The organism is Nonomuraea sp. NPDC050153 (assembly GCF_044460125.1).
GTDB lineage: Bacteria > Actinomycetota > Actinomycetes > Streptosporangiales > Streptosporangiaceae > Nonomuraea.
In genome coordinates this window covers 70,060-85,345 of record NZ_JBITJQ010000026.1, presented here as the reverse complement: position 1 = coordinate 85,345, position 15,286 = coordinate 70,060, and the positions used below count along the sequence as shown (strand labels likewise).

The 15,286-nt window shown below is 70.4% G+C and carries 12 protein-coding genes; 5 read left to right on the top strand and 7 right to left on the bottom strand.

The features are described from left to right. The first annotated feature begins 7 nt into the window (after positions 1 to 7). Positions 8 to 1,213: an ROK family protein gene (locus tag ACIBQ1_RS43095; protein WP_397286434.1), complete on the top strand. Its 1,206-nt coding sequence runs from the start codon at positions 8 to 10 to the stop codon at positions 1,211 to 1,213. A gap of 19 nt (positions 1,214 to 1,232) precedes the next feature. Here ACIBQ1_RS43095 and ACIBQ1_RS43090 read toward each other — a convergent pair whose 3' ends face one another. Genes ACIBQ1_RS43090 through ACIBQ1_RS43080 form a run of 3 tightly spaced genes read right to left on the bottom strand, consistent with a single transcriptional unit; the run spans position 1,233 to position 3,751 of the window. After that, complete coding sequence (locus ACIBQ1_RS43090; protein WP_397286432.1) at positions 1,233 to 1,988, bottom strand: neutral zinc metallopeptidase; 756 nt, start codon at positions 1,986 to 1,988, stop codon at positions 1,233 to 1,235. A gap of 22 nt (positions 1,989 to 2,010) precedes the next feature. Then, entirely contained in the window at positions 2,011 to 2,823 is an 813-nt protein-coding gene (locus ACIBQ1_RS43085) for a neutral zinc metallopeptidase (RefSeq protein ID WP_397286430.1), read from the bottom strand. Positions 2,824 to 2,866: 43 nt separating this feature from the next. Further along, on the bottom strand, positions 2,867 to 3,751 hold the full coding sequence (locus ACIBQ1_RS43080) for a neutral zinc metallopeptidase (RefSeq protein WP_397286428.1): 885 nt from the start codon (positions 3,749 to 3,751) through the stop codon (positions 2,867 to 2,869). 133 nt (positions 3,752 to 3,884) lie between these two features. Here ACIBQ1_RS43080 and dxs point away from each other — a divergent pair, with 133 nt between their 5' ends. Then, positions 3,885 to 5,765, top strand: coding sequence for a 1-deoxy-D-xylulose-5-phosphate synthase (gene dxs, locus ACIBQ1_RS43075; RefSeq protein ID WP_397286597.1), 1,881 nt, complete (start codon positions 3,885 to 3,887; stop codon positions 5,763 to 5,765). 138 nt (positions 5,766 to 5,903) lie between these two features. Further along, positions 5,904 to 7,376, top strand: coding sequence for an amino acid permease (locus ACIBQ1_RS43070; RefSeq protein ID WP_397286426.1), 1,473 nt, complete (start codon positions 5,904 to 5,906; stop codon positions 7,374 to 7,376). Between the two features lie 44 nt (positions 7,377 to 7,420). Here the strand turns inward: ACIBQ1_RS43070 and ACIBQ1_RS43065 are convergent, their stop codons facing one another. The 4 genes from ACIBQ1_RS43065 to ACIBQ1_RS43050 all read right to left on the bottom strand — a co-directional run bounded on the left by ACIBQ1_RS43065 (position 7,421) and on the right by ACIBQ1_RS43050 (position 11,947). Further along, complete coding sequence (locus ACIBQ1_RS43065) at positions 7,421 to 7,807, bottom strand: SSI family serine proteinase inhibitor (protein ID WP_397286424.1); 387 nt, start codon at positions 7,805 to 7,807, stop codon at positions 7,421 to 7,423. 91 nt (positions 7,808 to 7,898) lie between these two features. After that, positions 7,899 to 10,001: a 3-hydroxyacyl-CoA dehydrogenase NAD-binding domain-containing protein gene (locus ACIBQ1_RS43060; RefSeq protein ID WP_397286422.1), complete on the bottom strand. Its 2,103-nt coding sequence runs from the start codon at positions 9,999 to 10,001 to the stop codon at positions 7,899 to 7,901. After that, a complete protein-coding gene (locus ACIBQ1_RS43055; RefSeq protein WP_397286596.1) occupies positions 9,998 to 11,161 on the bottom strand; it encodes a thiolase family protein in 1,164 nt (387 codons plus the stop codon). The genes ACIBQ1_RS43060 and ACIBQ1_RS43055 overlap by 4 nt, the downstream gene beginning before the upstream one ends. Before the next feature lie 57 nt (positions 11,162 to 11,218). After that, the gene (locus ACIBQ1_RS43050; protein ID WP_397286421.1) at positions 11,219 to 11,947 is read right to left on the bottom strand and encodes a hypothetical protein; all 729 of its coding nucleotides are present in this window, start codon (positions 11,945 to 11,947) and stop codon (positions 11,219 to 11,221) included. 222 nt (positions 11,948 to 12,169) lie between these two features. On the opposite strand from ACIBQ1_RS43050, the gene ACIBQ1_RS43045 reads away from it, so the two are divergent. Together ACIBQ1_RS43045 and ACIBQ1_RS43040 are read left to right on the top strand one after the other, a co-directional pair. Beyond that, a complete protein-coding gene (locus tag ACIBQ1_RS43045) occupies positions 12,170 to 13,651 on the top strand; it encodes an LCP family protein (protein ID WP_397286419.1) in 1,482 nt (493 codons plus the stop codon). A 339-nt stretch (positions 13,652 to 13,990) separates the two neighbouring features. Next, on the top strand, positions 13,991 to 15,229 hold the full coding sequence (locus tag ACIBQ1_RS43040) for a hypothetical protein (protein ID WP_397286417.1): 1,239 nt from the start codon (positions 13,991 to 13,993) through the stop codon (positions 15,227 to 15,229). The last annotated feature ends 57 nt before the right edge of the window (positions 15,230 to 15,286 follow it).

The following is a 15,286-nucleotide window of genomic DNA, read 5'->3' as shown; positions in this document are numbered from 1 at the left end:
CCAGACGATGCGTGCCGGCCCCTCCCAAGAGGACATCAGGCGCCACAATCTCGGCGCGCTGCTCCGTCATGTCCATCTGGGCGGGCCGATCTCGCGCGCCGAGCTGACCTCGCGGATGGGGCTCAACCGCAGCACGATCATGGCGCTGACCTCGGACCTCACCGCCGCGGGGCTGGTACGCGAGGAGCTGCCGCGCGAGACGGGCCGCGCGGGGCGGCCCTCGCTCGTGGTGCGGCCCGAGTCGGCCCGGGTCTACGTGTTCGCGTTCGACGTGGGTCCCGACCGGCTCGCGGTGGCCCGCGTGGGGCTGGGCGGGGTGATACTCGACCAGCGCGAGACGACCCGCGAGCGCGGCAAGTTCGAGCTGGACGAGCTGACCGGGGTGCTGTCCGGCTTCGCCCGGCAGATGCGGCGCAAGACCAGGGACGACACCGTCTGCGTCGGCGCGGCGGCGGCCGTGTCCGGCGGCGTGCGCAAGGCCGACGGCGTGGTGCGGTTCTCGCCCAACCTGCTGGCCGAGGAGATCCCGTTCGGCGAGGAGCTGGGCCGACGGCTCGGCCTCGGGCTGCCGGTCAGCGTGGGCAACGACGCCAACCTGGCCGCCCTCGCCGAGCACAGCCGGGGTGTCGGAGCCCTGGTCAGGGACCTCATCTACCTGCACGGCGACGTGGGCATCGGCGGCGGCATCATCGCGGGCGGCCATCTGCTCGGCGGCCACGACGGCTACGGCGGCGAGGTCGGCCACATGGTCGTCAACCCCGGCGGGCGCGCCTGCGGCTGCGGGTCGAACGGGTGCCTGGAGGCGGAGGTGGGGGAGCGGGCCCTGCTGGAGGCCGCGGGCCGCATCGGCCCCGGGCAGCACGGGCGCGACGCGGTGCGCGCCGTGGTGGAGGCCGCCGACCGGGGCGACATCGAGGCGCAGGACGCCCTCAAGAAGGTCGGCGACTGGCTCGGCCTCGGAGTGGCGAACCTGGTCAACATCTTCAACCCCGAAATGGTCGTCTTCGGGGGCATCCTCCGGGAGATCTACCTGGGGTCGGCCGCGCAGGTGCGTACCCAGCTGGCCCTGCACGCGATGGCGCCGCAGCGGGAGCGGCTGCGGCTGCGCACGGCGTCGCTCGGGGACGCCGCCCCGCTGGTGGGCGCGGCCGAGCTGGCCTTCGCCAACGTCCTGGCCGATCCCCTGGAGGTCCTCGCCCGAGCCAACGGCTGACGCCTGACGCCTGACGCCGTCAGCCGACTTTCGACCTGGTGGCCGTCCAGGTGTTGCAGAAGCCCGTGGCCCCGCCGCGGTAGCCGCGCTCCTGCCAGAAGGCGAGGTTGCGAGGCTTGCCGTGGATCTTGCTCTCGTCGGCCCTGCGCACCGCGTCGATCCAGTCCTCCCACTCGATCCCCGGCTTGATCGACTCGAGGGCGGCGCTGTAGAAGACGCCGGCGAAGCACTCGGCCTGCATCTCCAGCCGGTGGCTCAGCAGCGTCTGCGCCCCGTCCGACGCCTGCTGGTACAGCGCGTTCTGCGCGTCCAGCACCCCGATGAGCTGCTGGACGTGGTGCCCCCACTCGTGGGCGACGGAGTGCGCGATGTTCATCCTGAACGGGTCGCGCAGGTCGTGCTTCATGATCCGGATGGCGATCGTGCGCTGCTCGGGGCAGTACTGCGCGCCGTTGCTGGTGATCTCCCCGCAGACGGAGTCGCTGCCCGTCGTGATCGTGACCTCGGGCGGGGTGTACGGCAGCCCGGCCGCCGCGAACCGCCCGGCCCAGAAGCGGTCGGCGCACCCGGCCATCGCCCGGTGGAACGCCTTGAGAGAGGCGGCGCTCCCCATGCGGATCTCCGGGATCTCGCAGGTCTGGGCGACCACGTCCCCGCCCATCGCCCCCAGCAGGCCGGCCTGCGCGATCCGCGACGCCGCCCAAGCGGGTCCGGAAAGGAGCCCGGAGAAAAAGAGCAGACCCGCGACCATGCCCGCTAAGAGGGATATGCGCACGATCGCGGATCTTAGAGGACTTCTAGGACACTTGGGACTTCGGAGCCTTCCAGGTGTTGCAGCCGCCGGCCGACTCGGTGTCGAAGCCGCGCTTGAGCCAGGCGCCGGTGTTCTTGGCGTTGCCGTGCGTCTTCTCGCCCCAGTTGTCGACCTTCACCCCGATGGCGGACAGGTCGAGCCCGGTGCCGCCGTTCTTGACCCAGTAGGTGAACTCGGATTCCTGGCGACCGAGCGAGTGCCAGACGCTGCCGGTGAACACGCCGGACAGGCACTCCGCCTGCAGTTCGAGCCGCCGGATCTCGTCGAGCACCCGGGCCTCGTTCTTGCGGGTGTACGGCGTCAGGGCGTTGAACATGCCCGTGAGCTGCTGGATGTGGTGGCCGTACTCGTGGGCCAGGACCAGCATCAGCATGAGGTCGGTCGGCTCCTGGACGAGGTTGGCGCTGGCGAAGAAGGTGATCTTCTTGTTGGCCGTGCAGTACAGGGCCTGCACGTCGCTCTCGGGGAACTTGCCGCACCCGGTCTGTGCGCCGGGCTTGGTGATCACCTGCATGGCGGGCTTGGTGAATTTGAAGCCCGCCTTCTTCACCTTGGGCTCCCAAGCGGCATTGAGGCAGTCGAGCACGACGTCCAGGTAGCCCTTGACCTCCTCCAGGCTGCCGGACTGCACCTTCGGCTCCTCGCACGTGTCGAAGCCGAGCTTGCCCGTCTTGTAGATCGGGCTTTTCGCCAACACGGGCTTGAACGCCGGCGCCGCGGTGGCCGCGTGGGCCGTGCCGGCGAAGAGCAGGCTCGCCACGGCGCCTGCTATGAGCGCCAATCGGGTGATTCGCATGAGAAGGCACCCTATTGAATAGGGAGTTCCAGGTAAAGGAAGATTAAAGCGTGTTGCGGGCCGCGGCGGACCAGGTGTTGCACGCGCCCGGAGTGCCGCGGTTGAAGCCCCGCGTCATCCAGGCCGCCTGCGTCGGGCCCTTGCCGTGGTCGTTCTGGGGCCAGCCCTTGGCGCCGTTCTTCCTGAACCAGTCGACGGTGTACGCCCAGTCGGCGTCGGTGACGAGTTCCGTGCCCTTCATCGTGCTCATGAACGCCGAGGAGAAGCACTCCGCCTGCAGTTCCGAATTGCGCGAGAGTTGCAGCCGCTTCGCCTTGCCCGCGACATTCCTGGCGGTCCAGTAGTAGTTCCAGATGCCGGAGACCTGCTGGACGTGGTGCCCGTACTCGTGGGCGATCAGGCGGGTGATGCCCAGCGGAAACGGGTTCCGCAGCTGGTCCCTGCTGATCATCAGGTACATCGTGCGGTCGGTGGAGCAGTAGACGCCGTCGGCGCCGGTGTTCCACATGCCGCAGGGCGTCCTGACCTTGGCGGTGATGATGCGCAGCCGCGGCTTGGTGAAGGGCAGCCTGGCCTTGCGGAACTGGGCTCCCCACGCCTTGTTGAGGCAGTTGGTCACGCGGGTCAGGAAGCGCCGGTACGCGGTCATGCTCCCGGCGGGCAGGTCGCCGGGCGCGCAGTTGACATCCGCCAGGCGTCCGGTCCGGTAGAGCGGGTTGGCCGTGGCCAGCGCCCGGCCGATCATGGGCCCCTTCTTCGACTCGCTGGCGCCCTTGGCGGGCGGGGCGGCCTGCTGGGCCCCGTTCTGCGGCTCCGTCGAGGTGGTGGCGACGTCCGCCAGCACGAGCACCAAACCGGCCGCTGCCAGGGTAAGCGCCACCATGGCGGCCGCCAGCGCGACGAGTTTACTTTTGGGGGCAGAGTTCATATGTTCCGAAAAACTATCCCAAGATCAGACATATGTGGGTGGATTTGACTCGATGGAGTCAGTGAGGCACGAGCGAACTAGACTCGTGGTCGTCGGCGCACAAGAGCAGAGGGGAGTCGGATCCGTGAGCGGGTTGCTGGGCTCGATAGAGGGACCGCACGACGTCAAACGGCTCACTGTCGAGGAGCTGCCTCGGCTCGCGGGGGAGATCCGCGACCTGCTGGTCGACTCGTGCGCCAGATTCGGCGGCCATCTGGGCCCCAACCTGGGTGTGGTCGAGCTCACCATCGCCCTGCACCGGGTCTTCGACTCCCCGAACGACCCCATCGTCTGGGACACCGGCCACCAGTCGTACGTGCATAAAGTCCTCACCGGCCGAGCCTCCGGCTTCGACGCGCTCAAGCAGGAGGGCGGCCTGTCGGGCTATCCGAGCCAGGCCGAGTCGGAGCACGACTTCGTGGAGAACTCCCACGCCTCGACAGCGCTGTCCTACGCCGACGGCCTGGCCAAGGCGTTCAAGCTGCGTGGCGAGCAGGACCGCACGGTCGTCGCGGTGATCGGCGACGGCGCGCTGACCGGCGGCATGGCCTGGGAGGCGCTCAACAACATCGCCGCCGGCAAGGACCTCCGGCTCGTGATCGTCGTCAACGACAACGGCCGCTCCTACTCGCCCACGATCGGCGGCCTGGCCTCCCACCTGTCCTCCCTGCGGGTCAACCGCAGGTATGAGGACTTCCTCGACTACGTCAAGGACAAGTTGGGGAACGTTCCCGTGCTCTACGACGCCCTGCACGGCTTCAAGAAGGGCGTCAAGGACGTCCTGGCCCCGCAGGTCATGTTCGAGGACCTCGGGCTCAAATACGTCGGCCCCATCGACGGCCACGACGAGCAGGCCATGGAGGCGGCGCTGCGCAAGGCGCGCGACTTCCGCGGCCCCGTCATCGTCCACGCCCTCACCCAGAAGGGCCGCGGCTACACACCGGCGGAAAACCACGACGAGGACCAGTTCCACTCGCCCGGCGCCTTCGACCGGGCCACCGGCGCGGAGAAGCCCAAGCCGCGCATCTGGACCAACGCGTTCAGCGAGGAGCTCGTCCGGCTCGGCAAGGAGCGCGAGGACCTCGTCGCGATCACCGCGGCCATGCTCCACCCGACGGGCCTCAACGCGTTCGCCGAGGCCTACCCCGAGCGCATCTACGACGTCGGCATCGCCGAGCAGCACGCGCTGACCAGCGCCGCCGGCCTCGCCCTCGGCGGCATGCACCCGGTCGTGGCCGTCTACGCCACCTTCCTCAACCGGGCCTTCGACCAGCTCCTCATGGACGTCGCGCTGCACCGGCTGCCCGTCACGGTGGTGCTCGACCGGGCGGGTGTCACGGGCGACGACGGGCCCAGCCACAACGGCATGTGGGACCTGTCGATCCTCCAGGTCGTGCCGGGGCTGAGGGTCGCGGTGCCGCGCGACGGCGACCGGCTGACCGAGCTGCTGCGCGAGGCCGTGGAGGTCACCGACGGCCCGACCGTGCTGCGCTTCCCCAAGGGCCCGGTCGCCGAGGCGGTCGAGGCGGTGGGCAAGCTGGGCGAGATGGACCTGCTGCGCGCCCCCACGGGCGAGCCCGACGTGCTGCTGGTCGGCGTGGGCCCGATGGCGCAGGTCTGCATGGACGCCGCGGTCCTGCTCGACGCCCAGGGCATCGCGGCCACTGTGGTCGACCCCCGGTGGGTCAAGCCGCTCGACGAGGCGCTGGTGCTGGCCGCGAGCGCCCACAAGATGGTGGCCGTCGTCGAGGACAACGGCCGGGTGGGCGCCGTGGGCGACGCCGTGGCCCGCCTGCTGCGCGACGCCGACGTCGACGTGCCGGTGCGCACGTTCGGCATCCCGCAGGAGTTCCTCGACCACGCCAAGCGGGCCGCGATCCTCGGCAGGATCGGCCTGACCGGGCAGGACCTCGCCCGGCAGATCACCGAGGCGGTCGCCAAGCGCACCTCCCACCAGGTGCCCGCCCGCCACTGAGCCCCCGGAGCGCCGCGGCGGTGATCACCGGTACGACGATCACCGCCGCGTCCCGGGCTTCTATCCCCGCGGTGAGACTTCAGCGGGGCGGTTCCCGACCGCGCATGATCACTCAGGGCGTGGGAAGGATCACCGAGCGTGGACATCTTTCGCACGAAGAGCGTCGAGCAGTCGATCCGTGACACCGAGGATCCGGAGCACCAGCTGCGCAAACGCCTGACGGCCACCGACCTGACGGTTTTCGGCATCGGGGTGATCGTCGGCACCGGGATCTTCGTGCTCACGGGACAGGTCGCCAGGGAGGTGGCGGGCCCGGCGGTGGCGGTCTCGTTCATCGTCGCGGGCGTCGTCTGCGGGCTGGCGGCCCTGTGCTACGCCGAGTTCGCCTCCACGATCCCGGTCGCCGGCTCGGCCTACACCTTCGCCTTCGCCACCCTGGGCGAGTTCCCCGCCTGGGTGATCGGCTGGGACCTGACCCTGGAGCTGGCGCTGGCCGCGGCCGTGGTGGCGGTCGGCTGGTCGGGCTACTTCGCCGCGATGCTGGAGTCCGCCGGCATCCATCTCCCCAGCTCGATCGCGGGCGACAGCCCCGTGGTGAACGTGCCCGCCGTCCTGATCGTCCTCATCCTCACCGTGATCCTGGTGATCGGGATCAAGGTCTCCTCGCGGGTCAACCTCATCCTGGTGATCACGAAGGTCGCGGTCGTGCTGCTGGTGATCGTGGCCGGGCTGTTCTTCGTCAAGGCCGCCAACTACACGCCGTTCATCCCCGAGGCCGTGTCCTCGGCGCGCGTGGAAGGGCTGAAGGCGCCGCTGATCCAGGTGCTGTTCGGCGTCTCCCCGGTCGCGTTCGGGGTGATGGGCATCTTCTCCGCCGCGGCGATCGTGTTCTTCGCGTTCATCGGCTTCGACATCGTGGCCACCGCCGCCGAGGAGACCATCCACCCGCAGCGCGACGTGCCGCGGGGCATCCTCGGCTCGCTGGCCATCTGCACGGGCCTGTACGTGGCCGTCTCGCTCGTCGTGGTCGGCATGCAGCGTTACGACCGGCTCAGCACCTCCGCGCCGCTGTCCGACGCGTTCACCGCCGTCGGCTACGGCTGGCTGGCCGCGATCATCAGCGTCGGCGCCATCGCCGGTCTGACGACCGTGGTGCTCGTGCTGCTGCTCGGCCAGGCCCGGGTGCTGTTCGCGATGTGCCGCGACGGGCTGCTGCCGCGCCCGCTGGCCAAGGTCCACCCGAGCTTCGGCACGCCGGCCCGGCTCACGATCATCATCGGCCTGGTGACGATGGCGCTGGCCGGGTTCGTGTCGTTCGGCGAGCTGGCCGAGCTGGTGAACATCGGCACGCTCTTCGCGTTCGTGGTGGTCTCGATCGGCGTGGTCATCCTCCGGCGCACCCGGCCCGACCTGCCGAGGGCGTTCCGCGCGCCGTTCGTGCCGGTGCTGCCCATCCTGTCGGTGCTGGCCTGCCTCTACCTCATGCTCAACCTGCCGGTGCAGACGTGGCTGAGGTTCCTGGTCTGGATGGTCGTCGGCGTCGTCATCTACTTCGTCTACGGCTACCGCCACAGCAGGACGGCGAGACTCAGGGTCAAGATCGACGGCTGAGGGGCGGCGCGCCCCGGGCGGTGCGCGCCCCACCCCCGGGCGGATCAGAGCGAGAGGAGCGATCCCACCGCGGCCTTCATCATGCAGCCGTTGCCGAACACCTTGGCCCAGTTCACCGTCCTGCCGTGCCAGCGCCCGGCCACCACGACGGCGTGCGGCTGCAGCTCCTTCGTGCAGACGGCGTCCGGCGTGACGTTGAGCCGCTCGGGGTGTCCCTTGACCTTGTGCAGCAGGTGGCAGGCCGCGCGCGCGTGCGGGTGGCTGCCTCCCACGGGCCCGCAGTGGAGCCAGGCCGTCTTCGTCTCCCCGTCCTTGATCGCGTCGACGATCTTGAGCTGCACCCTCGGGTGCGGCGGGTCGGCGCGGGCGGGCGACGACGCGCCCAGCAGGAAGGCTCCGCAGAGGGCGATGCCGCCGAGTGCTCTCATCATGATTACTCTCCGTCCGTTGAACGGTACTCAACGCTACGGCGGAGCCTGATGAGGGTTGGGGAGGCCCGCCGGGCGGGCCTCCCAAAAGGATTCAGGCGGGCACCGAGGCCACGCCGGGCGGCAGGAAGCGCGGCTGGGCGATGCCGGTCCTGTCCAGGTACGGGGTGATCCCGCCCAAGTGGAACGGCCAGCCGGCTCCGAGGATCATGCACAGGTCGATGTCCTGCGGGGCGGCGACCACGCCCTCGTCCAGCATGATGCGGATCTCCCCGGCCAGCGCCTTCAGGACGCGCTCGCGCACCTGCTCGGCGGTGGACGGTGCGGTGCCGCCGGAGAAGAGGGCCACCGCCTCCGGGTCGAGCGTGAAGTCGGGCGCGTAGACGCCCGGCTTGCCGGCGGCGACCAGCTTGGCCATGTTCTCCGAGACGCCGAAGCGGTCGGGGAAGGCCTCGTGCAGCGTCTCGGCGACGTGCAGACCGACGGCCGGGCCGACGAGCTGCAGCAGCGCGAACGGCGACATCGGCAGCCCGAGCCCGTCCAGCGCGTGCTCGGCCACCTCCAGGGGCGTGCCCTCGTCCACGGCCGCCACGACCTCGCCCATGAAGCAGGTCAGCAGCCGGTTGACCACGAACGCGGGGGCGTCCTTGACCAGCACCGACGACTTCTTCAGCGACTTGCCCACCGCGAACGCCGTGGCCAGTGTGGCGTCGTCCGTCGCGGCGCCACGGATGATCTCCAGCAGCGGCATCACGGCGACCGGGTTGAAGAAGTGGAACCCGACCAGCCGCTCGGGGTGCGCCAGCCCGGCGCCCATCTCGGTCAGGGAGAGCGAGGAGGTGTTCGTGGCCAGCACGCACCCGGCCGAGACCACGGCCTCCACCTCGGCGAACACCTGCTTCTTGACCGCCATGTCCTCGAACACGGCCTCGATCACGAAGTCGGCGTCGGCGAAGGCGTCCTTCGTCAGCGACCCGGTCACCAGGCCCTTGAGCCGGTTGGCCTGGTCGGCCGAGACGCGGCCCTTGCCGAGGAGCTTGTCGACCTCGGCGTGCACGTAGCCGACGCCCTTGTCGAGCCGGGCCTGGTCGAGGTCGGTCAGCACGACCGGCACCTCCAGGCGGCGCGCGAACAGCAGGGCCATCTGCGAGGCCATCAGCCCCGCGCCCACCACGCCGACCTTGGTGACCTTGCGGGCCAGCGACCGGTCGGGCGCGCCCGCGGGCCGCTTGGCGCGGCGCTGCACCAGGTCGAACGAGTAGAGCCCCGCCCGCAGCTCGTCGCCCGTCAGCAGGTCGGCCAGCGCCTCGTCCTCGGCGGCGAAGCCCTCGTCGCGGGAGGCCGTGCGGGCCCGGGCGATCAGGTCGAGCGCGCGATAGGGGGCGGGCGAGGCGCCGCGCAGCTTCATGTCCACCAGGAAGCGCGCGTCGGCGACCGCCTTGTCCCAGTCCTCGTCCCTGTTCGCCTCGGGGGCCGGCCGCTCCACGGCCAGCTCGCCCTTGACCACGCGGGCGGCCCAGCGCAGCGACTCCTCCAGGAAGTCGGCGGGCTCGAACATCGCGTCCGCGACACCCAGTTCGTACGCCTCCTTGCCCTTGACCATGCGGTTCTGCGAGAGCGGGTTCTCGATGATGAGCTTGATCGCCTTCGCCGGGCCGATCAGGCGGGGCAGGAGCTGCGTGCCGCCCCAGCCCGGCACCAGGCCGAGGAAGCACTCCGGCAGCGCCACCGCGGGCACGCCCGAGGAAATGGTCCGGTACGTGCAGTGCAGCGCCACCTCCAGCCCGCCGCCCATCGCGGCGCCGTTCACGAACGCGAACGACGGGATCGGCAGCTCGCCCAGCCTGCGGAAGACGTGGTGGCCCAGCGCGCCGATGGCCAGCGCCTCCTCGCGCGTGGACAGGGCGGCCGCGCCGTTGAGGTCGGCGCCGACGGCGAAGATGAACGGCTTGCCCGTCACGCCCACCGCGGCCAGGTCGGTGCGCTCGGCGATCTCCGACAGCGCGCCGTTGAGCGCGAACAGGCCGAGCGGGCCGAACGTGTTGGGCTTGGTGTGGTCGAAGCCGTTGTCCAGCGTGATCAGCGCCATCGTGCCCGCGCCGTCGGGGAGCTGGACGTCGCGCACGAGCGCCTTGGTGACGACTTCGTCGGGGTTGCGCTCGCTCAGCAGCCCACGCCAGGTCTCGATGCCACTCATGCCAGGTTCTCCCAGATCACAGTGCCGCCCATGCCCATGCCGACGCACATGGTGGTGATGCCGTACCGCACGTCGGGACGCTCGCCGAACTGCCGCGCGAGCTGCGTCATCAGCCGCACGCCCGAGGAGGCGAGCGGGTGTCCGTAGGCGATCGCGCCGCCGTACTGGTTCACGCGGGGATCGTCGTCGGCGATCCCGAAGTGGTCGAGGAACGCCAGCACCTGGACGGCGAACGCCTCGTTGATCTCGAACAGCCCGATATCCGAAATATCCAGACCCGCCAGCCGGAGCGCCCGCTCCGTGGACGGGATCGGCCCCACGCCCATCACCTCGGGGTCCACGCCCGCGAACGCGTAGGAGGCGAGCCGCATCTTCGCGCCCAGCCCCAGCTCGTCCGCGACCTCCTTGGCGGCCACGACGCACCCGGTGGCGCCGTCGTTGATGCCGGAGGAGTTGCCCGCAGTGACGTTGCCGTGCGGCCGGAACGGCGTCTTGAGCGCGCTCAGCCCCTCCATCGTGGTGCCGGGTCGCGGCGCCTCGTCCTCGACGGCCAGGCCCCAGCCCTTCTCGGCCGTCCTGATCGCGGTCGGCACCAGGTCGGGCTGGATCTTGCCGTCGGCGTACGCCTTGGCCGCCCGCTCCTGCGACAGCACCGCGTACGAGTCCGCGCGCCGCTTGCCGATGCCCGGGTAGCGGTCGTGCAGGTTCTCCGCCGTCATGCCCATGACCAGCGCGCTCGGGTCGACGAGCTTCTCCGACAGGAAGCGCGGGTTGGGGTCGACGCCCTCGCCCATCGGGTGGCGGCCCATGTGCTCGACGCCGCCGGCGATGGCCACGTCGTACGCGCCGAACGCGATGCCGCCCGCGACCGTGGTGACCGCGGTCATCGCGCCCGCGCACATGCGGTCGATCGCGTAGCCGGGCACGCTCTTGGGCAGCCCGGCCAGCACCGCCGCCGCCCGGCCGATGGTCAGGCCCTGGTCGCCGATCTGCGTGGTCGCGGCGATGGCGACCTCGTCCACTCGCTCGGGGGGCAGGTTGGGATTGCGCCGGACGAGCTCGCGGATGACGCGGACGACCAGGTCGTCCGCGCGGGTCTCCGCGTACAGCCCTTTCGGCCCTGACTTGCCGAAAGGCGTGCGCACGCCGTCGACGAACACGACGTCACGAGAGGAAGGCACGGATTCGCTCCTCGTTGATAGGGTTCCGTGCCTATGCTACTCGTCAGTAACTACTCCGCAGACGAGGGCGGCGGTCAACAGGGTGTAGACGACCGTGGTGGCCGGCTCCCAGAGATGGGCGCGGGCCCCGACCAGGGCCGCGACCGCCACGGCCGCGACCGTCCAGAGCGCCGCGCCCTCTCTCTGGCGCGCGCCGTGGCCGGGGTCCCACGGATCGCCAGGTGACCCGCCCGACCGTAGGGCGCGCGCCAGTGTCCCCAGTGCGTCACGTGCCCACCAGAGGACGAACAACACCCCGGTCGCCAGACTCATCAGCGCCAGCGCCTCGGTGGCCCAGCCCAGGGAGTCGGCGAAGCCGTACAGGGCGGCCTCGCGGAAGAAGCGCGGCGCCGTCCAGCCGAGCAGCAGCGTCACCGCCCAGCCGCAGGCCACGACCAGCCTGCTGAGGGGGCGCACGCGGCCCGTTCGGGGGGCGGCGTACAGCTCGCGCTCCTTGTGGCGGACGTGCCGGGCATGGGTGCCCCAGACGTACTGGGTGATCGCCTGCGCGGGCACCGCGGCCGCGAAGACCGCCAGCGACAGCACGGCCAGCGGCAGCGTCTGCTCTCTCGTCTGCGCCCGGTCGGCGAGCAGCTGGGCGGTGGCCAGCAGCGCGATCGAGGCGGAGAGTGCGACGAAGGCCCGGCGGCGGGCGGTCCTGGCCCTGGCCCTCAGCCCGGCCAGCTCCTGGGCGCCTGGAGGGGGCGCCATCTCGGTCAACAGCATGAACGTCATCATGGCGTCACTCTGCGTGGCGACGCCCTGGGTTTCCGTGCTTTGGATGGAGCCCTCGCCGGCACGCAACAGTGGCAGCCCCGAGCATTGCCACTTTTATCTGCAAGGCGCGACAGTCCTGGAATCATCGGTAACTCGGTGAGCTACGCGTCGCCACCTGGCGCAACGCGTTTCTCTTGTGGGGTCTCTTGTGGGGTGGGTGAAGGGGGGCGCGTGAGGCAGAGTCCGGAACACGTGGTGGGTGCTCCGCCGCGGCGCAGGAGGCGCGAGCGAGGCCCGCGACGGCGGATCTCCACGCTGGGGTGGGTCGGCATCGGGCTGACGCTGGTGCTGGTGGCCGGCTCGATCGGGGCGTACGCGTACTACCGGCGCATCGAGGGCGAGATCCCCCGCGAGCCCATCATCGTCGGCAGCCGTCCGCCGGACACCGGCGCGCTCAACGTCCTGCTCGTCGGCTCCGACTCCCGCGCGGGCGAGAACAAGAAGTACGGCCCCAACCTCAAGGAGATCGGCGAGCGCACCGACACGATCATGTTGCTGCACATCTCCCCGAACCGGGACAAGGCCACCATGATCAGCTTCCCGCGCGACTCCATGGTCATGATCCCGGAGTGCAGGAGCCGTGCCGGCGCCGTGATCCCCGGCGGCCTGCGCCAGATCAACGCCGCCTTCAACGAGGGTGGCATCAACTGCACGATCAAGACCCTGGAGTCGCTCACCAACATCAGGATCGACCACTTCGTGAAGGTCGACTTCACCGGCTTCAAGGGCATCATCGACGCCATCGGCGGCATCGAGATCTGCCTGCCCAAGGCCGTCAACGACCCCAAGGCGAAGCTGGTGCTCGGCGCCGGCCGGCACGTGGTCAACGGCGAGCAGGCGCTGGGCTACGTACGCACCCGGTACGCGCTGGGCGACGGCAGCGACCTGAGCCGGATCCAGCGGCAGCAGGTCTTCCTCACCAAGGTGCTGGAGGCGGTCACCGACGGCGGCCTGCTCACCAACCCGGCCAAGCTGAACTCGTTCCTGCTGGCCGCCGCCAAGGCCGTCACCCTGGACGACCAGCTCACGCTCGACCGCATGCTGGACATCGCCTACAGCGTCAAGGGCCTGACGACCAAGGAGCTCAAGGGCATCACCGTGCCCACCGAGCCCTATCCGGCCGACCAGAACCGGGTCCAGTTCAGCCAGCCGGCCGCGGGCGACTTCTTCGAGAGCGTGCGCAACGACGTCGAGGTCACCGCCGCTCCCACGCCCGGCAAGTCCGCCACGCCCAAGGTCGACAACGGCCAGGTGCGCGTCCAGGTGCTCAACGGCACGGGGGAGCAGGGCAAGGCGCTCAAGGTGGCCGACGAACTGGCCGCGCAGGGGTTCGTGGTCACGGAGGTCGGCAACGTCGCCGCGACCTCGAAGACCGCCCTCCGGTACGCGAAGAAGGACACCGCCGACGGGCCCGCCTACGGGGACGCCGTGGCGGCGCGGCTGTCGAAGGAGAAGAGGACGCCCGTGGCCGGCAAGGTCCGGCCGATCACCACGCAGCCGTACAAGGCCAGGGCCGTCGCCGCCGCGGCCCCCCGCGGGCCGATCGTCCAGCTCGTCATCGGGGCGGACTGGCCCGGCGTGCGCGTCGTGTCGGCGATCCCCGACTCGCTCAAGGACAAGGTCGTCGACTCCAGCACCAACCCCTGTCTGTGACCCCTGACAGGCCGCCCGGACGCGTGCCGGGCGGCCGGCGACCCGCCGTGTGCCACGACCCCGGAGCGTGCCCGTGCGGGTGAATTCCGTGGTCAAAGGGCCTTTCGAGGGCCGATCGGCTTACCAACAGCGTGCCTCTGATTGCCTGGAGTGACGAATGTTACGGAGAGTGGTTTTAGGGAAACATGTGAAATTTCCGGACAAGTGGTGGTTGGGTCTGCTAGGAAAGGGCGCGGTCCGAATTCGTACTAGAGAGGTTCCACCGTGGCGCGCGACGAGAACGACAGGCCTTATGAGGAAGGGCAGGGGAGATCGTTAAACCCCGATCTGACGGGCGACGTGCTGTCCCCGCGGTGGAGCACCGATGACACCGACGAGCAGCCCGCCATCCAGGTCGTCGGCAACGAGACCTACATCCTCCCGCTCGACAAGAGCGAGCCGCAGCTCATCGGTGGTCGTGACCTGCTCGACGACGGCCCGCACGACGTCCTCGGCGGACAGAGCGACCCCCTCGACCGCCCGGGTCAGCGCGACGTGTACGGCGACCCGCTCGACTCCGGTCAGCGCGACGTGTACGGCGACCCGCTCGACTCCGGTCAGCGCGACCTGTACGGCGACCCGCTCGACGTGGGGCCCTCGCGTGACGTCTACGTGGCCGGTGACCCGCTCGACGGGAGCCACCGCGACGTCTACGTGGCCGGCGACCCGCTCGACGGGAGCCACCGCGACGTGTACGGCGGCGCCAGCGGCCCCCACGACGTCCTGGGCGCCAACGACCTGGGCGGCCCCAGCGGCCCGCATGACACGTTCGGCGGGGCCAGCGGGCCCCACCGCGTCGACGACGACAACCCGTACCTGCCGCTCGACCGGAGCTACGACTCCGGGTTCGACGACGACCGCGACGACGACCGCCCCAAGCGCGGCTTCCTCGGCGCGGGCTGGACGGAGGACTCGGACGAGAAGCGCCCGCAGGAGAGGCGCTCGGGCAGCCGTTCCGGCGGCGGCGGTGGCGGCGAGGACGGCGAGGTGCGCCGGCGGACCAGGAAGCTGCTGGTGGTCGCGGCCGCGGTGGTGCTGGTCGGCGTGGGCGCCGGCTTCATGCTCACGGGCAACTCCTCCGACGACCCCTGCAAGGGCGGTCAGTGCGCCAGCGCGGGAGAGGTGACGCGCCCGTCCGAGTCGGCGGCCCCCGAGGACACGACCTCGGAGGAGGAGGCTCCCGAGACCGAGGATACGGACACCCCGGAGCCGACCGATACTGAGTCCGATACCCCCGCCACGACCCCGCCCACGCGGGCGGCCCAGCGCACGCGCGAGCCCTCGGCCCGCCCGACGAACACGCGCATCGGCCAGCCGACGGCGAAGGCCAGCACCAGGCCCACCCGCAGGCCGCAGAACGAGTCGCCCGCCACCGGCGACAACGACACGGACACGACGGACAGCACGGTGTCGACCAAGGCGCCGGAGTCGAAGTCCACGCAGGCTCCCTCCACCCAGGCGCCGCAGACCCAGGCGCCCGTGCCCACGCCCACCAAGGAGAACAAGGGAATTCTGGACATCCTGTTCCCCTGGGCCTGAGACGTGCGAGGATGCGGATCCAGGTGCTGATCTGGCAGACTGGAAACCGCTTTCCGG

Excerpts from the sequence above, each read along its gene's own strand:
- ACIBQ1_RS43095 (WP_397286434.1), top strand. The coding sequence starts at position 8 with ATGCGTGCCGGCCCCTCCCAAGAGGACATCAGGCGCCACAATCTCGGC.
- ACIBQ1_RS43085 (WP_397286430.1), bottom strand. The coding sequence starts at position 2,823 with ATGCGAATCACCCGATTGGCGCTCATAGCAGGCGCCGTGGCGAGCCTG.
- ACIBQ1_RS43080 (WP_397286428.1), bottom strand. The coding sequence starts at position 3,751 with ATGAACTCTGCCCCCAAAAGTAAACTCGTCGCGCTGGCGGCCGCCATG.
- ACIBQ1_RS43065 (WP_397286424.1), bottom strand. The coding sequence starts at position 7,807 with ATGATGAGAGCACTCGGCGGCATCGCCCTCTGCGGAGCCTTCCTGCTG.
- ACIBQ1_RS43060 (WP_397286422.1), bottom strand. The coding sequence starts at position 10,001 with ATGAGTGGCATCGAGACCTGGCGTGGGCTGCTGAGCGAGCGCAACCCC.
- ACIBQ1_RS43050 (WP_397286421.1), bottom strand. The coding sequence starts at position 11,947 with ATGCTGTTGACCGAGATGGCGCCCCCTCCAGGCGCCCAGGAGCTGGCC.